Raw genomic sequence first — 18,117 nt, 5'->3', positions numbered from 1 at the left:
TCTCACGCATCATTAATGGATTCATAGTTTGAAAATAAAGCGATTTTTTGCCAAAGACATGAGAACGGCGCTGCTCCAAGTGAAAGAGGAGTTAGGCGCGGAAGCGGTGATCATGTCAAACAAGAAAGTGGCTGGTGGGGTGGCGATTGTTGCGGCGATAGATAGTGAATCTAACCCGTCTCAAGCAAGCGCAGCGTCACAACAAAATCGCGGTGCTTCTCAATCGAATCGCTATAACGAACATCGTCAAATGTCATCGTCTTCTGCTGATCGTTATCAAGATCGTCATTTAGATGAAGATAAAATTAGCCTGAACAGTAATAACAGTAACAACGAAAAAACAGGCTCGATGACGCAGCGATTCGCTAACATGCTTAAGCAATATAGTGGTGGTGCAGCAGATGCTGATGATCATGTAGCGGAAAATGAAGATTCGCTCTCTGCTTTATTGCAACGCCAGAATAAGCATCGCGACGGCTACAACCAAGAAAAGCCAGCGCCATATCAACCAGATTCACCTTTGGCGAAGTTAATCGCACAAGATAATCGATTTGAGCGTCCAACGCCGAAGTTGGATCCGACACGCTATGATCGCCGCCGTCCAAGTGATGAGCGAGAAGAGTCTGCAGATGAGCTGGAGAGTATGCGCGAAGAGATGACGTCAATTCGTCGTCTTCTAGAGCATCAAGTCTCTGGCCTAATGTGGCAGGAAGTGGAACGTCGTGAGCCGCTCAGAGCAATGCTGATTAAGCGCTTAGAGCGTATGGGTGTTTCTCCGGAGTTAGCAGACCAAATGGCTTGCTATATCCCGGAAGATACAAAACCAGCGCGAGCGTGGAAAGCGTTGTTGTCGCTGGTGGCGGATCAAATCAATATTCCTAAACAGGACATTTTAAAACGTGGTGGTGTGGTCGCACTGTTAGGTCCGACGGGGGTTGGAAAAACAACCACCGTTGCGAAGCTCGCAGCACGTGCCGCCATGGAATACGGTGCCGACAATGTGGCCCTTGTGACAACAGATACATATCGCATAGGTGCACATGAGCAGCTCTCAATTTACGGAAGAATCATGGGTTGTCCCGTAAGAGTTGCTAAAGATTCTAACGAGTTAGCCGATGTTATATATCAGCTAAGAAACAGAAGACTGATTTTGGTCGATACGGCAGGGATGGGACAACGAGATGTCAGGCTTTCTGAGCAGCTCGATACTCTAATGCAAGAGAGCGGAGAAGTGATTCACAGCTACCTTGTTTTGCCAGCTACCGCACAACGTCGCGTTCTACAAGAAACGCTGGATCACTTCCGACGCATACCACTTTCGGGTTGTATTATGACGAAGCTTGATGAGTCATTAAGTCTAGGCGAATTCATCAGTGTAGTGATTCAAAACGCAATGCCAGTGGCTTACATAGCTAATGGCCAGCGCGTGCCAGAAGACATTGTGATAGCGCAACCAAAATATATGCTTGCGAAAGCAAATGAACTGTTAGAGAAGTCGACAGAGAACGAACCTCACTTTTGGAACAGTGACAGTGAAGGACTCTAAGGCGGCGGACTACTATGACTGAGAATATGATACACGATCAAGCAAGCGGCCTCCGTCGCTTAACACAACCATCGTTGACCAAAGTGATTGCTGTTACTGGCGGCAAAGGTGGTGTGGGGAAATCAAACGTAACACTGGGTCTGGCGATTTGTATGGCTCGCCAAGGCAAGAAGGTGATGGTTCTCGACGCTGATTTAGGTCTGGCCAATGTGGACGTGATGCTCGGAATTCGTGCAAAACGTAATCTAGGACATGTCTTAGCGGGTGAATGTGAGCTAAAAGATGCGATTGTCGAAGGGCCTTATGGTATAAAGATAATCCCTGCAACTTCTGGCACACAGAGCATGACTGAGCTTTCTCACGCTCAACATGCTGGACTCATTCGAGCATTTGGTAGTCTTGAAGACGAAATGGACGTCCTGCTGATAGATACCGCCGCAGGCATTTCTGACATGGTAATCAGTTTTTCGCGAGCAGCTCAAGACGTCGTTGTGGTTGTGTGTGATGAACCAACTTCAATCACAGATGCATATGCGTTAATTAAGCTGTTAAGTAAAGAACACCAGGTCCAACGCTTTAAAGTTGTAGCAAATATGGTCAGAAGCTACCGTGAAGGGCGAGAATTGTTTGCAAAGTTGACGCTAGTCACAGAGCGATTCTTGAATGTCAGCCTTGAACTCGTAGCATGTATTCCATTAGATGATAAAGTACGACAGGCTGTAAAAAGACAAAAAATTGTCGTTGATGCGTTCCCTCGCTCACCTGCCGCTTTAGCTATCAGCTCACTAGCAAACAAAGCGTTAACGTGGCCACTACCGAAAACACCAAGTGGACACTTGGAATTTTTTGTGGAAAGGTTGCTAAATCGTACCGAATTCGCAGAGGACCCTTTTGGTGAATAAAGCGATAACCTATGACCAACATGGCAAGTTTAATAGCCAGCAAGCGTTTATAGAGCGCTACTCAGTGTTGGTTAAGCGCATTGCTCACCACCTATTAGGCCGTTTACCGCCGAGTGTTCAGGTAGAGGATTTAATTCAGGCCGGCATGATCGGTCTTATCGAAGCTCAGCAGAATTATGATGGTTCTAAAGGTGCGAGCTTTGAAACTTATGCAGGTATCCGTATTCGCGGTGCAATGTTAGATGACATGCGCAAAGGCGATTGGGTACCGCGTTCTGTTCATAAAAATAATCGAGAGATTAACCAAGCGATTGCGGAACTGGAAGGCGAATTAAATCGAGATCCTACTGATTCTGAAGTAGCCACGCATCTCGGTATGACACTGGATCAATATCATAGTGCTCTGACCGATATCAACTGCTCAAAATTAGTCGGTATTGAAGATTTAGGCGTTTCTGATGATGTGATTTCACCTGCAGATGAAACTGATGACAGTAACCCGTTCAAAGGGGTTGCCGATGAATCATTTCGAAAAGCACTGGTTGAATCAATAAAACAGCTTCCAGAGCGTGAAGCTTTGGTACTTTCGCTTTATTATGATGAAGAACTCAATTTGAAAGAAATTGGCGATGTGTTAGGCGTAAGCGAATCTCGCGTAAGTCAAATACTGAGTCAAGCGATGCAACGTTTGCGCACCAAGCTCAGTGCGTGGACACAAAATGACTAAAAACACTGATTTTACGATTCAGTGGAGGCAATTTTGAATAAAAACATGAAGATCCTTATTGTTGATGATTTCTCAACAATGCGCCGTATTGTTAAAAACCTGCTTCGTGACTTGGGGTTCAATAACACTCAAGAAGCGGACGATGGTTTAACCGCATTACCAATGCTGAAAAAAGGTGACTTCGATTTTGTTGTAACTGACTGGAACATGCCAGGTATGCAAGGCATCGATTTGCTTAAACACATCCGCGCGGATGCAGAACTTAAGCATTTGCCAGTTCTAATGATCACGGCTGAAGCGAAGCGTGAGCAGATCATTGAAGCTGCTCAAGCAGGCGTAAACGGCTACATTGTTAAGCCATTTACTGCTGCAACATTAAAAGAAAAATTAGATAAAATTTTCGAGCGTTTATAACTCTCTCTTTTTCTCTTTGTTATTCGAGTCATTCATACCAATTATTAAATACCTATTAAATGACTCGTTTAGCGTTTTTAAAGTGATAAGAAGAACTAAACGTAAAAGGGTCTATTCAGAATGATCTCACTAGAGCAGGCGAAGTCACTCGTTCAAATGCTAGAAAACGGGGAACAAGACCAAGCCAATATGCTTGTTGCCTCGATCTACGAAGGTGCCGAGAATCCAATGCTGCAAGAAATTGGAGCCTTAACTCGAGACCTTCACGAATCACTCAAGCAGTTCAGTCTCGATCAGCGCATGACCGAAATTGCGAAAGACGAAATCCCTAACGCAAGGGATCGTCTTAATTATGTGATCGAGAAGACAGAGCTAGCAGCCAACAAAACGATGGATGCAGTCGACTGCTGCCTTCCTATCGCTGACAACCTGCATGATTGCCTTCAGAAAGTTCGTCCTCAATGGAATGAACTCATGCACGGGCGCATCGAATTAAGCGAATTCAAAGCACTTTGTCACCGAATCGACGAGCTATTAGTTCAAGTCGAAGGTGACAGCACTGAGTTGCGTGGTCAATTGACCGAAATTCTCATGGCGCAAGACTTCCAAGACCTAACTGGCCAAATTATTCGCCGCGTAATTACGTTGGTAAATGAAGTAGAAGGCCGCTTAGTGGAAATCCTAACCGTATTCTCTGGAAATAAACCTGAAGAACACATTCAAGTTTTGTCAGAACCGGCAGATAAAAAGAATACACAAACAAGCGAAGCCGAAGGCCCGATTCTTCATCCAGAACTGAGAGAAGATGCGGTTTCATCGCAGGACGAAGTCGATGACTTGTTGTCCAGTCTTGGATTTTAAAGGTAACGTATGAGCTACGATTTAGACGAAGATATTCTTCAGGACTTTCTCATTGAGGCTGGGGAAATTCTCGAACTGCTTTCTGAGCAGTTGGTTGAATTGGAAAATAACCCAGAAGACAAAGACTTACTTAATGCAATTTTCCGCGGGTTTCACACCGTAAAAGGCGGTGCTGGCTTCCTGTCTTTGGCAGAGCTAGTCGATACTTGTCATGGTGCGGAGAACGTGTTCGACGTTTTACGAAACGGCCAACGCACGGTCACGCAAAACTTAATGGATACGATGCTAAAAGCGTTGGATACGGTCAATACCCAGTTCCAAGCCGTTCAAGATCGTGAACCATTGGAAGCTGCGGATCCTGCCCTTCTTGAAGAACTTCATCGTCTATGTAAACCTGAATCAGAAGATGAAGTCGCTGCAACCGTGGTTGAAGAACCAGTGGTTACTCCTGAACCTGTCATTCCTGAGCCTGTTATTGAAGAACCTGCCGCGCCAGCGTCAAGTGTCGGCTCTGTCGATGAAATTACCCAAGACGAATTCGAAAAGCTGCTGGATGAACTTCATGGTAAAGGCTCAGCTCCAGGCGCTTCAGAACCTGCGACACCAACAACGCCATCAGAGCCCCCTCAATCAAGTGCGCCATCAGTTGAAAGTGGCGATATCACTGACGATGAATTTGAGCGTCTACTTGACGAACTTCACGGCGTTGGCAAAAGTCCATCAGCGGCAGAGGCTGCAGCATCTGCACCAGCAGAACCTCCTAAAGCGGCAGAACCAGCTGCGCCAGTTGCATCGTCAGCAAATCAAGATAGTGACTTAATGACGGACGAAGAGTTCGAAAAGTTACTCGATGAGCTACATGGTGCGGGCAAAGGTCCTACGCTAGAAGAACTGGATATGGCAACGAAGCCGGCATCAGCAAACGTAGAGGAAAGCCCTGCGAAACCTGAGCCTGCGGTTAAGCCAGCACCAGCAGCTCCAACTCCGGCTCCAGCACCAAAACCAGAATCTAAACCTGTCGCGGTGAAAGAAGAGGCGAAAGCGCCAGCGGTTAAAAAGCCTCAGGCCGAGGCAACCGTTCGTGTCGATACCTCGACGCTTGATACCATCATGAACATGGTAGGTGAGCTTGTATTGGTCCGAAACCGTCTATTAAGCCTTGGTTTGAACAGCGACAATGAAGAAATGTCCAAAGCGGTCGCCAACCTTGATGTCGTAACGGCGGATCTGCAAGGCGCGGTAATGAAAACGCGTATGCAGCCAATCAAGAAAGTATTTGGCCGTTTCCCACGCGTTGTCCGTGACTTGGCGCGCAACCTAAATAAAGACATTGTGTTGGAAATGCGCGGTGAAGAAACCGATCTCGATAAAAACCTTGTAGAAGCATTGGCTGATCCATTGATTCACTTGGTTCGTAACTCGGTTGACCACGGTATTGAAATGCCAGACGACCGCGCGAAAGCAGGTAAATCACGCACAGGTAAAGTGATTTTGTCTGCATCACAAGAAGGGGATCACATTGAGCTATCCATCGTAGATGATGGCGGCGGTATGGACCCGAACAAACTGCGTGGTATCGCGGTTAAGCGCGGCATGATGGACGAAGATGCGGCGGCCCGTTTAACAGACAAAGAGTGCTTCAACCTTATCTTTGCGCCAGGTTTCTCAAGTAAAGATAAAATTTCTGACATCTCTGGCCGTGGCGTTGGCATGGATGTGGTTAAGACGGCGATCAACACCTTAAATGGTTCAATCGATATCGATTCTGAGCTAGGTAAGGGCACTAAGATCACCATCAAAGTACCACTGACGCTTGCGATCCTACCAACATTGATGGTTGGTGTTGGCGGTCATCCGTTTGCACTACCACTGGCTTCGGTGAGCGAAATCTTCCACTTGGATCTGAGTCGCACAAACGTGGTAGATGGTCAGTTGACGATCATTGTGCGTGAAAAATCTATCCCGCTATTTTACCTACAGAACTGGTTAGCATCCAAATCACAAAACGTCGAAGAGCGTACTGGTCACGGTCATGTGGTTATTGTACAGATCGGTAACCAGCGCGTTGGTTTTGTTGTGGATACGCTTATTGGTCAAGAAGAAGTGGTTATTAAGCCACTCGATAATCTATTGCAAGGCACTCCGGGCATGGCTGGTGCAACAATCACTAGCGATGGCCATATTGCATTAATTCTAGATGTGCCTGATTTACTTAAGCGATATGCTGCGGCTTCACGCCTTTAAGCAAAGCTGACGTTATTAAAAGGAATAAGATGGCGATTAAAGTACTAGTCGTTGATGATTCGAGTTTTTTTCGACGTCGCGTGAGCGAAATCATCAACTCAGAATCGCGCCTAGAAGTGATTGACGTTGCGGTAAATGGCAGAGAGGCGGTTGAGAAAGCCAAATCTCTTAAACCGGACGTCATCACGATGGATATTGAAATGCCAGTGATGGATGGCATTACCGCTGTGCGTGAAATCATGGCAGCGGCTCCAACGCCAATCCTAATGTTTTCGTCCCTGACTCATGACGGGGCGAAAGCCACACTTGATGCGCTAGATGCGGGCGCATTGGATTTCTTACCGAAAAAGTTTGAAGACATCGCACGTAACCGCGAAGAAGCGGTATCACTGCTTCAGCAACGAGTTATTCAGATTGCTTCGAAGCGCGCTTTTATGCGTCGACCAATCACTCGCGTTGCTGCGAGTACCAATGCGGCAGCTCGTCCACTAGGTTCAAGAACGGCTTCGCCAGCGACTCCAGCTCCTGCTCGACCGGCTGCAGCAAAGTTCCGAGCCTCTGGTAAGAAGTATCAACTGACCGCAATTGGCACGTCGACTGGTGGTCCGGTTGCTTTGCAAAAAATTCTGACGCGTTTACCGATGAACTACCCGCATCCGATCGTATTGATCCAACATATGCCAGCAACCTTTACTGCTGCATTTGCCAGCCGTTTGAATACCTTGTGTAAGATTCAAGTGAAAGAAGCACAAGACGGTGATGTCTTACAGCCTGGTGTGGCATACCTTGCTCCAGGTGGTAAGCAAATGATGGTGGATGGTCGAGCGGGGGCTGCTCGTCTTCGTATCATTGATGGCGGCGACCGCATGAACTACAAACCATGTGTGGATGTGACTTTTGGTTCTGCAGCCAAAGTATACGGTGACAAAGTACTCTCTTTAGTGCTGACTGGCATGGGTGCAGACGGTCGTGAAGGTGCTCGTATGTTGAAGTCTGCAGGCTCAACTATTTGGGCTCAAGATGAAGAAAGTTGTGTTGTTTATGGTATGCCCCAAGCTGTTGCTAAAGCAGGCATTTCTTCAGAAGATTTACCGCTTGACCGCATTGCAGAACGCATGTTGGTGGAAGTTGGCCTAGCGTAGGATTCATCATGATTGTTTGGAGTGTAGCTAACCAGAAAGGTGGCGTGGGTAAAACCACCTCAACAGTGACATTAGCGGGTTTGCTGAGTCAAAAAGGTCATCGCGTACTGATGGTCGATACTGACCCTCACGCATCACTGACTACCTATCTTGGTTATGATCCTGACGCAGTAACTTCGAGCCTGTTTGATTTATTCCAGTTGAAGACATTCTCTCGTGAAACGGTGAGGCCGTTAATCCTAGAGACAAAACTGGAAGGGATGGATATCATTCCCGCGCATATGTCCCTTGCGACGCTTGATCGTGTCATGGGGAATCGCAGTGGGATGGGGCTGATCTTAAAACGAGCTCTACAAGCGGTCTCACAAGACTATGATTATGTGTTGATTGACTGCCCGCCAATTCTTGGTGTGATGATGGTGAACGCACTGGCCGCCAGTGACCGAATTTTGATTCCCGTTCAAACCGAGTTTTTGGCGATGAAAGGCTTGGAACGCATGATGCGCACGTTAACCATTATGCAAAAGTCTCGTCCGGGTGGTTTCAAAGTGACTATCGTTCCAACGATGTATGACAAGCGCACCAAAGCGTCTTTGCAGACATTGATGCAACTGAAGAAAGATTACCCAAATCAAGTATGGACCTCTGCGGTGCCGATTGATACCAAGTTCCGTGATGCTAGTTTAAAGCATTTGCCAGCATCACATTTTGCATCTGGTAGTCGTGGTGTGTTTGCGTATAAACAGTTACTGATTTACCTGGAGAGGTTAGCGTTCGATGAGCAGTAACGACGTGCTTTCCAGTGAACAAGCGCTTGATGACTACTTTAATGCGCTACTGGGTGATGAGGCTGAAGCAACGACTCTTGAGGAAGAGCTTGACTTGCTGGCTCAAGAAATATCATCTGCAGAGCCAGAGCCAGAGCCAGAGCCAGAGCCAGAGCCAGAGCCAGAGCCAGAGCCAGAGCCAGAATTGCAGTTTCAATACTCGGAGCCGGAAACTTACCAGTTTCAAGAAGCGTATCCGCCAGAATTGGAAGCCCCAAATCTGGAAGATGTGCAAAGGTTATTAAGTCAGCTTGAAGCAAGCAACCCTGTAGCTGAGTTAGATATTGATAGTATTCTTGAACAAAATACGATTGATATTGCAGCAGAAATAAAAGCGGCTGAGCCAGACGTACAAACCGTTAGTGAGGCGCCCGAGTTACAAACAGTTGAAGAGATACAAGACTGGGTGATTGATGCGCCAGTTTTTGAGGAAACTCAGCCAGAACTGGTTGAACCTCAATCGGTGATTGAGCATGATGTCAATATAGAATCGAACGTTGATACCGAGCTCGAGACACAAACAGGTTCCGAAATACCAACTGACTGGGAAAGCACGAAGCGAAGTGAAGATTTTCAAGTGCTTTACTTTGATGTGAATGATGTCACGTTTGCCGTACCGCTTGATGAGTTAGGTGGTATTCATCGCATCAGCGAGCTTAACCATTTGATAGGAAAGCCCGCCTGGTATTTGGGGCTACAAACAAATCGTGAGCAACAGTTTGATGTCGTCGATACCGCGAAATGGGTGATGGCAGATAAGCTTCGCGATGACAGTTACAAAGATAATTACCAATACGTTGTCATGCTTGGAGAGAGCATGTGGGGGCTGGCCAGTAACCAACTAATGGGGACGGAAACGCTCAATATCGACAAGGTTCGCTGGCGTGAACAGGCGGGTAAGCGCCCTTGGCTAGCGGGCATGGTAAAAGAAAAAATGTGCGCCTTAATTCATGTCCAGGCGCTCATTGACATGCTAAACGCCGGTTTAGATGTCAAATCACTGAATTAGATTTAAGTCGGGAACGACATTAACGAGGATTAACTATGTCTCAAGCTTTTGAAGTAGAAGTGAAGAAAGATGCATCGAATGACGAAGTTCTTCAGTGGGTGACGTTCCAGCTAGAAGAAGAAACGTACGGCATCAACGTAATGCAAGTTCGTGAAGTACTTCGTTATACTGAAATTGCACCCGTTCCAGGTGCGCCAGATTATGTTCTGGGTATCATCAACCTGCGTGGTAACGTGGTTACTGTTATCGACACGCGTTCGCGTTTCGGCCTGATGGAAGGCGAAGTTACAGATAATACTCGTATTATTGTGATCGAGTCAGAGCGTCAAGTGATTGGTATTTTGGTAGATAGTGTGGCAGAAGTGGTTTACCTACGTTCTTCTGAAATTGACACGACGCCTTCTGTTGGTACTGATGAAAGCGCGAAGTTCATCCAAGGTGTGAGCAACCGTGACGGCAAGCTTCTTATCCTTGTGGATTTGAACAAGCTCCTAACGGATGACGAATGGGACGAGATGGCTCACCTATAATGGGCTGAATAATGATGGCTGAAGAGACTCTTTTATCTGTTCCATTCCTTGCGGGTGGCGTCGCTTTTATCGTGTTGGTGTTGGTTGTTTTGCAACTGCGCATTCGCTCGGGGTTGCAAAAGCAAGTAGACCAGCAACGAGCACAGTCTCGACATGTAGATAAAGAAGTACAAAAGTTGAGTAAGCAGTTACTCGAAGTGCGTTCGGTTGTCGTTGGTCTTGGACAAAAAGTAACGGAACAACAAGACATTATTCAGCACCTAAACGAGAGAATTCGTGAACTCGAACACGCTGATACTGATGGTCGCTTGTACAGTCGAGCTTCTAAAATGGTACAGCTTGGTGCAGATATCAATGAGCTCATTGAAGAGTGTGAACTGCCAAAAGCTGAAGCGGAATTGATGCTTTCACTACAGAAAAAACTGGCGGGAAAAGAGAAAATTCCACCACTAAGCGGTCAGCCATCAGATGATGCAGAATACCCGGCGCGTGGACGTCGTCGACGCTAAAGGTTTTAAAGCGATAAAAAGAGGCGATAAGCCTCTTTTTTTTGTGTTCGGTTACTAATTATCTTTTTGCAATACAGCCCTAGATTACCTTAAGCTCTTTTCATTCTTAGCACTCGCTCCCCAAGTTAAAATGAGAGCTTATAACTACTTATAGTTAATTTTATTAAAGTGTGACGATTAATTAACAAAAATACATGAACTTACATACATCCCAGCCCTCTTATCCTGTTTTGTCATAACTAAGCTGTGCTAATATAGCGCTTCGTTCATTTTTTAGTTGAAGCTCTATGTTAGAAGTATCTAACCTGACAGCGATCCGTGATGAGAGGGTCCTGTTTGAAAACCTGCAGTTTGAAATTAAGCCTGGTGAATTGGTCCAGATAGAAGGGCGCAATGGTACTGGCAAAACTACGTTACTACGTATTGTGACAGGTTTAGGTGATAGAGAAGAAGGCATCATTAAGTGGAAAGGAGAAGAGGTTGAAAAATCTCGTGATGTTTTCCATCAAGATCTGCTGTTCTTAGGGCATCAAACTGGAGTGAAACGAGAGCTTACCGCACTAGAAAACTTACGTTTTTACCAATCTATTCAAAATAACCGCTCTTCTGACGAAGAAATCTTCACTGCTTTAACTCAAGTTGGTTTAGCCGGTCGAGAAGATGTGCCTGTAGCACAGCTTTCCGCAGGTCAGCAACGACGAGTGGCACTAGCAAGGTTATGGCTCAGTAAGCAAATTTTATGGATTTTAGATGAACCGTTGACCGCCATCGATAAGCAAGGCGTCAAAGTGCTTGAATCTTTGTTCGCAAGTCACGCTGATAATGGCGGTATTGTCGTGTTGACGACGCATCAAGATATGTTTTCGGACAGCCCGAAACTTAGAAAAATAAAGTTGGGTGATTGATATGATTCCATCTATGACCACCATCATTCGCCGCGAGCTATTGATAGCATTTCGCCGTCAGGCAGACATTCTGAACCCGCTTTGGTTCTTTATTATTGTTATTACTCTGTTTCCTCTTAGTATCGGGCCTGAACCAAATTTGTTAGCACGTATTGCAGCAGGCATTGTTTGGGTTGCCGCATTGCTATCCGCCTTATTATCATTAGAGCGTCTATTTCGTGATGATTTTCAAGACGGTGCATTGGAACAAATGATGCTAATGCCGATTCCATTGCAACTTGTAGTGGTTTCAAAGGTCATAGCACATTGGTTGTTAACAGGGTTACCTCTGATCCTAATTAGCCCATTATTGGCGGTTTTACTTTCGCTCGATTTCAATACTTGGCTATCTGTTGTACTAACCTTGATGATCGGTACACCGACACTAAGTTTTATTGGAGCTATTGGTGTGGCTTTGACGGTTGGGTTGCAAAAGGGTGGCGTTCTTTTGAGTTTGCTTATTCTTCCGCTCTACATCCCAATTTTGATTTTCGCAACATCAGCAATTGATGCCGCCGCGCTTGGTATGGCGTATAACGGTCAACTAGCAATTTTAGGTGCGATGCTAATGGGAGCGATGACGTTAACGCCTTTTGCCATTAGTGCCGCATTGAGAGTTAGTGTTAACTAACTCAATAAAGTGCCAATGAAGCGGCGCTTGATCAAAGAATTATTATTAAAGCACTGCTACGGTCTCAACCCTTTAGACAGTGTCCCTGAAGTAAGAGTGAGAACAAAACATGTGGAAATGGCTACATCCTTATGCCAAGCCAGAAACCGCTTACCGTTTGAGTGGTAAGTTTCTGCCTTGGTTTTCTGTATTGGCCCTCGTATGCTTATCGGTTGGTACGGTTTGGGGGCTTGCATTTGCGCCTTCAGATTACCAACAAGGTGACAGTTTCCGAATCATCTACATTCACGTCCCATCAGCTATTTGGTCTATGGGCGTTTATATGTCGATGGCGATTGCGGCATTTATTGGCTTAGTATGGCAAGTACGTCTATCTGATATGGCGGCACTTGCGATGGCGCCGATTGGTGCGGTATTTACCTTTATTGCTCTACTTACTGGTGCCGTTTGGGGTAAGCCAATGTGGGGCACTTGGTGGGTATGGGACGCCCGTCTTACTTCAGAATTGATTCTTCTATTTCTCTACCTTGGTGTTATTGCGCTTTATCACGCGTTTGACGATCAGAAAACAGCCGCAAAAGCGGCGGGTATTTTAGCGATCGTAGGCGTCGTGAACCTACCTATCATTCACTTTTCCGTAGAATGGTGGAACACGCTTCACCAAGGCGCGACGATCACGAAATTTGAACAACCTTCTATTTCATCCGACATGCTTTGGCCGTTATTGCTAAACATCTTTGGCTTTGCGTTCTTCTTTGGTGCAGTGACGATGGTCCGTTTCCGTAACGAAATCATCAGTAAAGAAAGTCACCGCCCTTGGGTGCGCAAACTCGCAACAGAACAAACTCAGTGAGGTAATTTATTATGCATTTTGAATCTCTGAGCGACTTTTTTGCCATGGGTGGCTACGCATCATACGTATGGAGTGCGTTTGGTATTACTTTCTTATCCATGCTGATTCTTCTGATCACTAGCCTTCGCCGCGGTGATGCATTATTGAAAGAAGTGAAAGCAAAAATTGACCGTCAAGCTCGTATCGACGCAGCGAAGAACATGGAGAACACCTTATGAACCCGAGACGTAAAAAGAGGCTAGGTATCGTACTAGCGATCTTTATCGGTATTAGTGCCACCATTGGTTTGATACTTTATGCGCTTAACCAAAATATGGACCTTTTCTACACTCCAACGGAGTTGGTTAATGGTAAGCCAGATGGCACCAAGCCAGAAGTAGGCCAGCGTCTGCGTATTGGTGGTATGGTGGTTGTGGGCTCGGTTCGTCGAGATCCTAATTCTTTGAAAGTGAGTTTTGACCTGCACGATGTCGGTCCTAAAGTGACGATTACTTATGATGGTATTCTTCCTGACTTGTTCCGTGAAGGGCAGGGTATTGTGGCTCAAGGTGTACTGAAAGATGCCACGACAGTTGAGGCATTTGAGGTCCTAGCGAAGCACGATGAAGAATACATGCCACCAGAAATTGCGGAAGCGATGAAGAAAACGCATGAACCGCTTCAATACAGCACCGAACAGAAACAAGGAAGCGGCCAATGATTGCTGAAATCGGTCACTTTGCTCTCATTCTTTCGCTTGCAATGGCAGTGCTGCTGAGCGTATTGCCATTGTGGGGAGCATCGAATAATAACACAATGCTCATGAACACAGCGCGACCGCTATCTTGGTCTATGTTCCTGATGCTGTTGTTCTCTTTCGCCATTTTATGTTGGGGATTTTATACCAACGACTTCACGTTACAGTATGTAGCGAGCAACTCGAATAGTCAGCTTCCTTGGTACTACCGTTTAACCGCAGTATGGGGTGCACACGAAGGTTCACTGTTGCTATGGGTTTTAATCCAAGCTGCTTGGACTGTCGCTGTAGCGACGTTTAGTCGTGGTATGCCGCAAGAGTCGGTTGCACGTGTACTTGCCGTAATGGGCATGATCTCAGTGGGTTTCCTACTGTTTATCATCTTAACGTCAAACCCATTCTTACGTACGTTGCCTTTCTTCCCGGTTGACGGGCGTGACTTGAACCCTCTGCTTCAAGACCCCGGTTTGATTGTTCACCCGCCAATGCTTTACATGGGCTACGTTGGTTTCTCGGTTGCCTTCTCTTTTGCGATCGCATCCCTAATGACCGGACGCCTTGATACGGCTTGGGCTCGTTGGTCTCGTCCTTGGACAACCGCTGCATGGGTATTTTTAACACTCGGTATCGCACTAGGCTCTTGGTGGGCTTACTACGAACTTGGCTGGGGTGGCTGGTGGTTCTGGGACCCAGTAGAAAACGCATCATTCATGCCTTGGTTAGCGGGTACCGCATTAATGCACTCTCTTGCCGTGACAGAAAAACGCGGCACATTTAAAGCGTGGACGGTACTATTGGCAATCTCTGCATTTTCGTTGAGTTTGTTGGGCACATTCTTAGTCCGTTCCGGTATTTTAGTATCGGTGCACGCGTTCGCGTCTGACCCGTCGCGCGGTATGTTTATTCTAGGCTTCCTCGTTTTCGTTATCGGCGGCTCTTTATTGCTGTTTGCTGTAAAAGGGGCAGCAGTACGTGTACGTGGTAACTTCGACTTAGTCTCTCGTGAAAACGCGCTCTTAGCCAACAACGTATTACTTATCGCAGCACTTGTTGTGGTGTTAGTGGGGACACTGTTGCCGCTCGTACACAAGCAGCTTGGTTTGGGGTCGGTTTCTATCGGTGCGCCATTCTTCGACATGCTGTTTGCTTGGTTGATGATGCCATTTGCTTTCCTACTTGGTATTGGTCCACTTATCCGTTGGAAGCGAGACAATTTATCTAAACTTGTGAAACCAATGCTCATTTCAGGTGTGCTTGCTTTCGCCTTGGCTGCGGTATGCGTGTTCCTGTTTGCCGACTTCTTCTCAACCATGGCTTACATTGGCTGGGTAATGGCGATTTGGATTATTGCAATGCATGGCTTTGAACTATATGAGCGTGCAACGCACCGTCATAGCTTTAGTGAAGGCGTTCGCAAGCTGCAACGTAGCCACTGGGCAATGATGTTGGGTCATGTTGGTCTGGCGGTATCTGTTATCGGTATTGCGATGGTACAGAACTACAGCATCGAGCGTGATGTGCGTTTAGCACCTGGCGAACACTTCCAAATTCAAGGTTATGATTTCTACTTCTCAGGCCTGCGTGATAAAGATGGTCCAAACTACGATGGCTACATCGCGGATTTTGAGATCACACATGATGGCAAATACGTGAATACGCTTCACGCTGAGAAGCGCTTCTACCGTACGGCTAAGTCTATGATGACCGAAGCTGCCATTGACCGTGGAATTAGTCGTGACTTATACATTGCAATGGGTGAACGTTTAGACGACAACCGATCTTGGGCTGTTCGTATTTACTATAAACCGTTCGTTCGTTGGATTTGGGCTGGCTCTTTGATTATGGCGTTAGGCGGTGCACTAGCGATTTCAGATAAGCGTTATCGCTTCCGTAAATCTTCAAAGAAAAACGCGAAGTCAAAAGAGCAGGAGGCATAACATGAATAAGAAAGTCTTATTTATTCCGCTCGTCGCTTTCATGATTTTGGCGGGCATTTTCGCAACCCAGTTAATGCGCAACCAAGAGGGCGATGATCCAACGAAATTGGAGTCGGTTTTGGTTGGTAAGCCAGTTCCTGAGTTTCACTTAGAAGACTTAGCTGAACCTGGAAAACAATACGACCAGTCAATTTTTAAAGGTGAGCCGTTGCTCTTGAACGTTTGGGCAACGTGGTGTCCAACATGTTATGCAGAGCATAAATACCTAAACGAATTGGCGGGTAAGGGCGTTAAGATCATCGGTATGAATTACAAAGATGATCGTAACAAAGCGGTAGGCTGGTTGAATGATCTCGGCAACCCGTACTTAATTAGCCTATTTGATGGTAGTGGTATGCTTGGTCTTGACCTTGGCGTTTATGGAGCACCAGAAACATTCATTATTGATGCAAATGGTGTGATTCGCTATCGCCATGTGGGGGATGTAAACCCACGTAATTGGTCAGAAACACTGGAGCCGCTTTACAACAAATTGGTTGAGGAGGCGAAGCAATGAGAAAGCTGATCCTTGCAGTTTTTGCTGCCATGACATTATCTCTTGCTGCTCACGCTGCCATTGAAGTGTACGAGTTCGATAACTTGGAACAAGAACAGCAGTTCAAAGAGTTAAGCCATACGCTCCGTTGCCCTAAATGTCAGAACAACACGATCTCGGATTCTAACGCTGAACTTGCTCAAGACTTACGCCATAAGGTGTACGAAATGACCAAAGAAGGTAAGTCCAAAGATGAGATTGTTGATTACATGATCGCCCGTTACGGTAACTTCGTGACTTACAACCCACCATTTACGGTTGCGACTGCGATTTTGTGGCTAGGGCCACTCGCTGTAGTACTGGGTGGTTTTGGTTTGATTGTGCTGCGTAGCCGTAAATCTAAAGTTAAGGCAAAAGCGAGCAGTGACGAGCAATGGGATGAGCAAAAAGAGGCTCGTTTAAAAGCATTGCTTGAAGAAGAGAACAACGGAGATAAGAAGTAATGACACTATTTTGGATTTCCACCGTTGCTCTTACGCTTATTGCTTGTGCGCTGGTGGCTTTGCCGCTGCTTAAACAAAAAGCGAACAATGATGATGTGTTACGCGATGAGCTCAACAAGGCATTTTATAAAGACCGTCTATCTGAGCTTGCAGAAGAAACCGACGAAGGGCTGGTTGAAAGCGAAGACGAACTGATTTCTGATCTAAAGCAGTCTCTCCTTGACGATATTCCGGGTGATAAAGCGCAAAAAGAAACCAAGGTTTCACCAATCGCGGTTTTAGTTCCATCGGTAATTCTGACGGTGGCGTTGAGCTATGGCTTGTATTACAAATTTGGCGCGTCAGACGATATTGTTCAATGGCAAGAAGTGTCTGCAAATCTACCTGAGTTATCGAAAAAGCTGATGTCGGCTTCTTCTGAGCCGTTGAGTGACGATGAAATGGCGGATTTGACCCTTGCCCTCCGAACTCGCTTACATTACCAGCCGGAAGACTCGACAGGTTGGTTACTGCTAGGTCGTATTGCGTTAGCAAATCGTGATGTCACGACTGCTATCGATGCGATGGAAAAGTCATATCGCCTAGAGCCCAAAGATCCTGATGTGATGTTGGGTTATGCACAAGCTCTGATGCTGTCTCAAGAGGAAATGGATCAAGCGACGGCTCGCTCATTACTTGGCAAGCTGATGCAGCAAGACTATGTCGATCTGCGTGTGTTTTCTTTGTTAGCGTTCGATGCGTTTGAGCGTCAAGACTTTCCGGCAGCGATCAAGTACTGGGGAATCATGCAGCAAATGATTGGTCCAGAAGATAGCCGCTACGAGATGTTGTCACGCAGTATTGAGAGTGCTCGTAAGCAAATGGGCGAAGCGGTTTCACCGGATAAGAGTGTAGCTGTGACAATTAATGTGGCACCAAATGCTCAGTTGGATCCAAACGCAGTTCTGATTGTATCGGTACATCGTGCAGATGGCTCACCAATGCCTGTTGCGGCAGCTCGCTATCCGCTGGGTACTTTCCCTCGTACAGTCGTATTAGATGATGGTAATGCCATGATGCAGGGGCAAAAACTATCTTCACTCGACAAGTTAATCGTCCGTGTGCGTGTGGACTCTGACGGTAACGTAGCAACGCGTGACCAAGATTGGCACGGAGAGAGTGACGTCGTTGAATTTGGCACGCCGGTTGAAGTGACCATTGACCAGCAATATTAATCGTTAGCGTCTGTCTCTGAAATATGACAACGGGGTAGAGTCTGTTGCCTTTA

At 46.3% G+C, this 18,117-nt stretch carries 20 protein-coding genes; all 20 read left to right on the top strand.

All coding sequences use genetic code 11. The annotated features are described in order from the left end of the window. Positions 1–28 precede the first annotated feature (28 nt). The 20 genes from flhF to ccmI all read left to right on the top strand — a co-directional run bounded on the left by flhF (position 29) and on the right by ccmI (position 18,064). The gene (gene flhF / locus ACWPOD_RS16060) at positions 29–1,546 is read left to right on the top strand and encodes a flagellar biosynthesis protein FlhF (protein ID WP_012841533.1); all 1,518 of its coding nucleotides are present in this window, start codon (positions 29–31) and stop codon (positions 1,544–1,546) included. Positions 1,547–1,560: 14 nt separating this feature from the next. After that, positions 1,561–2,448 (top strand): MinD/ParA family protein, encoded by an 888-nt coding sequence (locus ACWPOD_RS16055; protein WP_005380498.1) that lies wholly within the window; start codon positions 1,561–1,563, stop codon positions 2,446–2,448. Further along, positions 2,441–3,175, top strand: a complete 735-nt coding sequence (locus tag ACWPOD_RS16050) for an RNA polymerase sigma factor FliA (protein ID WP_048625854.1) — start codon at positions 2,441–2,443, stop codon at positions 3,173–3,175. The genes ACWPOD_RS16055 and ACWPOD_RS16050 overlap by 8 nt, the downstream gene beginning before the upstream one ends. A 45-nt stretch (positions 3,176–3,220) precedes the next feature. Next, positions 3,221–3,589, top strand: coding sequence for a chemotaxis response regulator CheY (gene cheY, locus ACWPOD_RS16045; protein WP_017635949.1), 369 nt, complete (start codon positions 3,221–3,223; stop codon positions 3,587–3,589). Between the two features lie 120 nt (positions 3,590–3,709). Continuing rightward, positions 3,710–4,450, top strand: a complete 741-nt coding sequence (locus ACWPOD_RS16040) for a protein phosphatase CheZ (protein WP_006741709.1) — start codon at positions 3,710–3,712, stop codon at positions 4,448–4,450. Positions 4,451–4,459: 9 nt separating this feature from the next. Beyond that, on the top strand, positions 4,460–6,694 hold the full coding sequence (locus ACWPOD_RS16035) for a chemotaxis protein CheA (RefSeq protein WP_047008843.1): 2,235 nt from the start codon (positions 4,460–4,462) through the stop codon (positions 6,692–6,694). A gap of 29 nt (positions 6,695–6,723) precedes the next feature. Beyond that, positions 6,724–7,836 carry a protein-glutamate methylesterase/protein-glutamine glutaminase gene (locus ACWPOD_RS16030; RefSeq protein ID WP_456232056.1) on the top strand — a complete coding sequence of 371 codons (1,113 nt, stop codon included), beginning with the start codon at positions 6,724–6,726 and terminating at the stop codon, positions 7,834–7,836. Positions 7,837–7,844: 8 nt separating this feature from the next. Next, positions 7,845–8,624: a ParA family protein gene (locus ACWPOD_RS16025; RefSeq protein ID WP_006741712.1), complete on the top strand. Its 780-nt coding sequence runs from the start codon at positions 7,845–7,847 to the stop codon at positions 8,622–8,624. Continuing rightward, positions 8,614–9,672: a chemotaxis protein CheW gene (locus tag ACWPOD_RS16020; protein WP_253643908.1), complete on the top strand. Its 1,059-nt coding sequence runs from the start codon at positions 8,614–8,616 to the stop codon at positions 9,670–9,672. The genes ACWPOD_RS16025 and ACWPOD_RS16020 overlap by 11 nt, the downstream gene beginning before the upstream one ends. Positions 9,673–9,707: 35 nt before the next feature. Next, positions 9,708–10,202 (top strand): chemotaxis protein CheW, encoded by a 495-nt coding sequence (locus ACWPOD_RS16015; protein WP_005380507.1) that lies wholly within the window; start codon positions 9,708–9,710, stop codon positions 10,200–10,202. 14 nt (positions 10,203–10,216) lie between these two features. Next, positions 10,217–10,711 (top strand): DUF2802 domain-containing protein, encoded by a 495-nt coding sequence (locus tag ACWPOD_RS16010; RefSeq protein WP_041853027.1) that lies wholly within the window; start codon positions 10,217–10,219, stop codon positions 10,709–10,711. A gap of 287 nt (positions 10,712–10,998) precedes the next feature. Further along, positions 10,999–11,616 (top strand): cytochrome c biogenesis heme-transporting ATPase CcmA, encoded by a 618-nt coding sequence (ccmA, locus tag ACWPOD_RS16005; protein ID WP_012841536.1) that lies wholly within the window; start codon positions 10,999–11,001, stop codon positions 11,614–11,616. Between the two features lies 1 nt (position 11,617). Continuing rightward, a complete protein-coding gene (gene ccmB / locus ACWPOD_RS16000) occupies positions 11,618–12,286 on the top strand; it encodes a heme exporter protein CcmB (protein ID WP_006741714.1) in 669 nt (222 codons plus the stop codon). Between the two features lie 109 nt (positions 12,287–12,395). After that, entirely contained in the window at positions 12,396–13,139 is a 744-nt protein-coding gene (locus ACWPOD_RS15995; RefSeq protein WP_005394301.1) for a heme ABC transporter permease, read from the top strand. A gap of 11 nt (positions 13,140–13,150) precedes the next feature. Continuing rightward, positions 13,151–13,357 (top strand): heme exporter protein CcmD, encoded by a 207-nt coding sequence (gene ccmD, locus ACWPOD_RS15990; protein ID WP_005380515.1) that lies wholly within the window; start codon positions 13,151–13,153, stop codon positions 13,355–13,357. Beyond that, positions 13,354–13,839 carry a cytochrome c maturation protein CcmE gene (gene ccmE / locus ACWPOD_RS15985; RefSeq protein WP_005380516.1) on the top strand — a complete coding sequence of 162 codons (486 nt, stop codon included), beginning with the start codon at positions 13,354–13,356 and terminating at the stop codon, positions 13,837–13,839. Before ccmD ends, ccmE begins: the two co-directional genes overlap by 4 nt. Then, on the top strand, positions 13,836–15,812 hold the full coding sequence (locus tag ACWPOD_RS15980; protein ID WP_139060712.1) for a heme lyase CcmF/NrfE family subunit: 1,977 nt from the start codon (positions 13,836–13,838) through the stop codon (positions 15,810–15,812). Before ccmE ends, ACWPOD_RS15980 begins: the two co-directional genes overlap by 4 nt. Before the next feature lies 1 nt (position 15,813). After that, a complete protein-coding gene (locus tag ACWPOD_RS15975; protein ID WP_164666393.1) occupies positions 15,814–16,368 on the top strand; it encodes a DsbE family thiol:disulfide interchange protein in 555 nt (184 codons plus the stop codon). Continuing rightward, on the top strand, positions 16,365–16,850 hold the full coding sequence (locus tag ACWPOD_RS15970; RefSeq protein WP_005380519.1) for a cytochrome c-type biogenesis protein: 486 nt from the start codon (positions 16,365–16,367) through the stop codon (positions 16,848–16,850). Before ACWPOD_RS15975 ends, ACWPOD_RS15970 begins: the two co-directional genes overlap by 4 nt. Beyond that, positions 16,850–18,064 (top strand): c-type cytochrome biogenesis protein CcmI, encoded by a 1,215-nt coding sequence (gene ccmI, locus ACWPOD_RS15965; RefSeq protein WP_053808772.1) that lies wholly within the window; start codon positions 16,850–16,852, stop codon positions 18,062–18,064. The genes ACWPOD_RS15970 and ccmI overlap by 1 nt, the downstream gene beginning before the upstream one ends. Positions 18,065–18,117: the final 53 nt, after the last annotated feature.

The sequence above is a fragment of the Vibrio sp. JZG120 genome, assembly GCF_053890955.1.
This window is presented reverse-complemented; position numbering and strand designations above follow the sequence as displayed.

Bases quoted from the DNA above. Each gene is read 5' to 3' on its own strand.
- ACWPOD_RS16010 (WP_041853027.1), top strand. From the start codon at position 10,217: ATGGCTGAAGAGACTCTTTTATCTGTTCCATTCCTTGCGGGTGGCGTC.
- ccmE (WP_005380516.1), top strand. From the start codon at position 13,354: ATGAACCCGAGACGTAAAAAGAGGCTAGGTATCGTACTAGCGATCTTT.
- ACWPOD_RS15970 (WP_005380519.1), top strand. From the start codon at position 16,365: ATGAGAAAGCTGATCCTTGCAGTTTTTGCTGCCATGACATTATCTCTT.
- ACWPOD_RS15980 (WP_139060712.1), top strand. From the start codon at position 13,836: ATGATTGCTGAAATCGGTCACTTTGCTCTCATTCTTTCGCTTGCAATG.
- ccmI (WP_053808772.1), top strand. From the start codon at position 16,850: ATGACACTATTTTGGATTTCCACCGTTGCTCTTACGCTTATTGCTTGT.
- ACWPOD_RS16020 (WP_253643908.1), top strand. From the start codon at position 8,614: ATGAGCAGTAACGACGTGCTTTCCAGTGAACAAGCGCTTGATGACTAC.
- ACWPOD_RS15975 (WP_164666393.1), top strand. From the start codon at position 15,814: ATGAATAAGAAAGTCTTATTTATTCCGCTCGTCGCTTTCATGATTTTG.
- ccmD (WP_005380515.1), top strand. From the start codon at position 13,151: ATGCATTTTGAATCTCTGAGCGACTTTTTTGCCATGGGTGGCTACGCA.
- ACWPOD_RS15995 (WP_005394301.1), top strand. From the start codon at position 12,396: ATGTGGAAATGGCTACATCCTTATGCCAAGCCAGAAACCGCTTACCGT.
- cheY (WP_017635949.1), top strand. From the start codon at position 3,221: ATGAAGATCCTTATTGTTGATGATTTCTCAACAATGCGCCGTATTGTT.
- ACWPOD_RS16040 (WP_006741709.1), top strand. From the start codon at position 3,710: ATGATCTCACTAGAGCAGGCGAAGTCACTCGTTCAAATGCTAGAAAAC.
- ACWPOD_RS16025 (WP_006741712.1), top strand. From the start codon at position 7,845: ATGATTGTTTGGAGTGTAGCTAACCAGAAAGGTGGCGTGGGTAAAACC.
- ACWPOD_RS16055 (WP_005380498.1), top strand. From the start codon at position 1,561: ATGACTGAGAATATGATACACGATCAAGCAAGCGGCCTCCGTCGCTTA.
- ACWPOD_RS16015 (WP_005380507.1), top strand. From the start codon at position 9,708: ATGTCTCAAGCTTTTGAAGTAGAAGTGAAGAAAGATGCATCGAATGAC.
- ccmA (WP_012841536.1), top strand. From the start codon at position 10,999: ATGTTAGAAGTATCTAACCTGACAGCGATCCGTGATGAGAGGGTCCTG.
- ACWPOD_RS16030 (WP_456232056.1), top strand. From the start codon at position 6,724: ATGGCGATTAAAGTACTAGTCGTTGATGATTCGAGTTTTTTTCGACGT.
- ACWPOD_RS16035 (WP_047008843.1), top strand. From the start codon at position 4,460: ATGAGCTACGATTTAGACGAAGATATTCTTCAGGACTTTCTCATTGAG.
- ccmB (WP_006741714.1), top strand. From the start codon at position 11,618: ATGATTCCATCTATGACCACCATCATTCGCCGCGAGCTATTGATAGCA.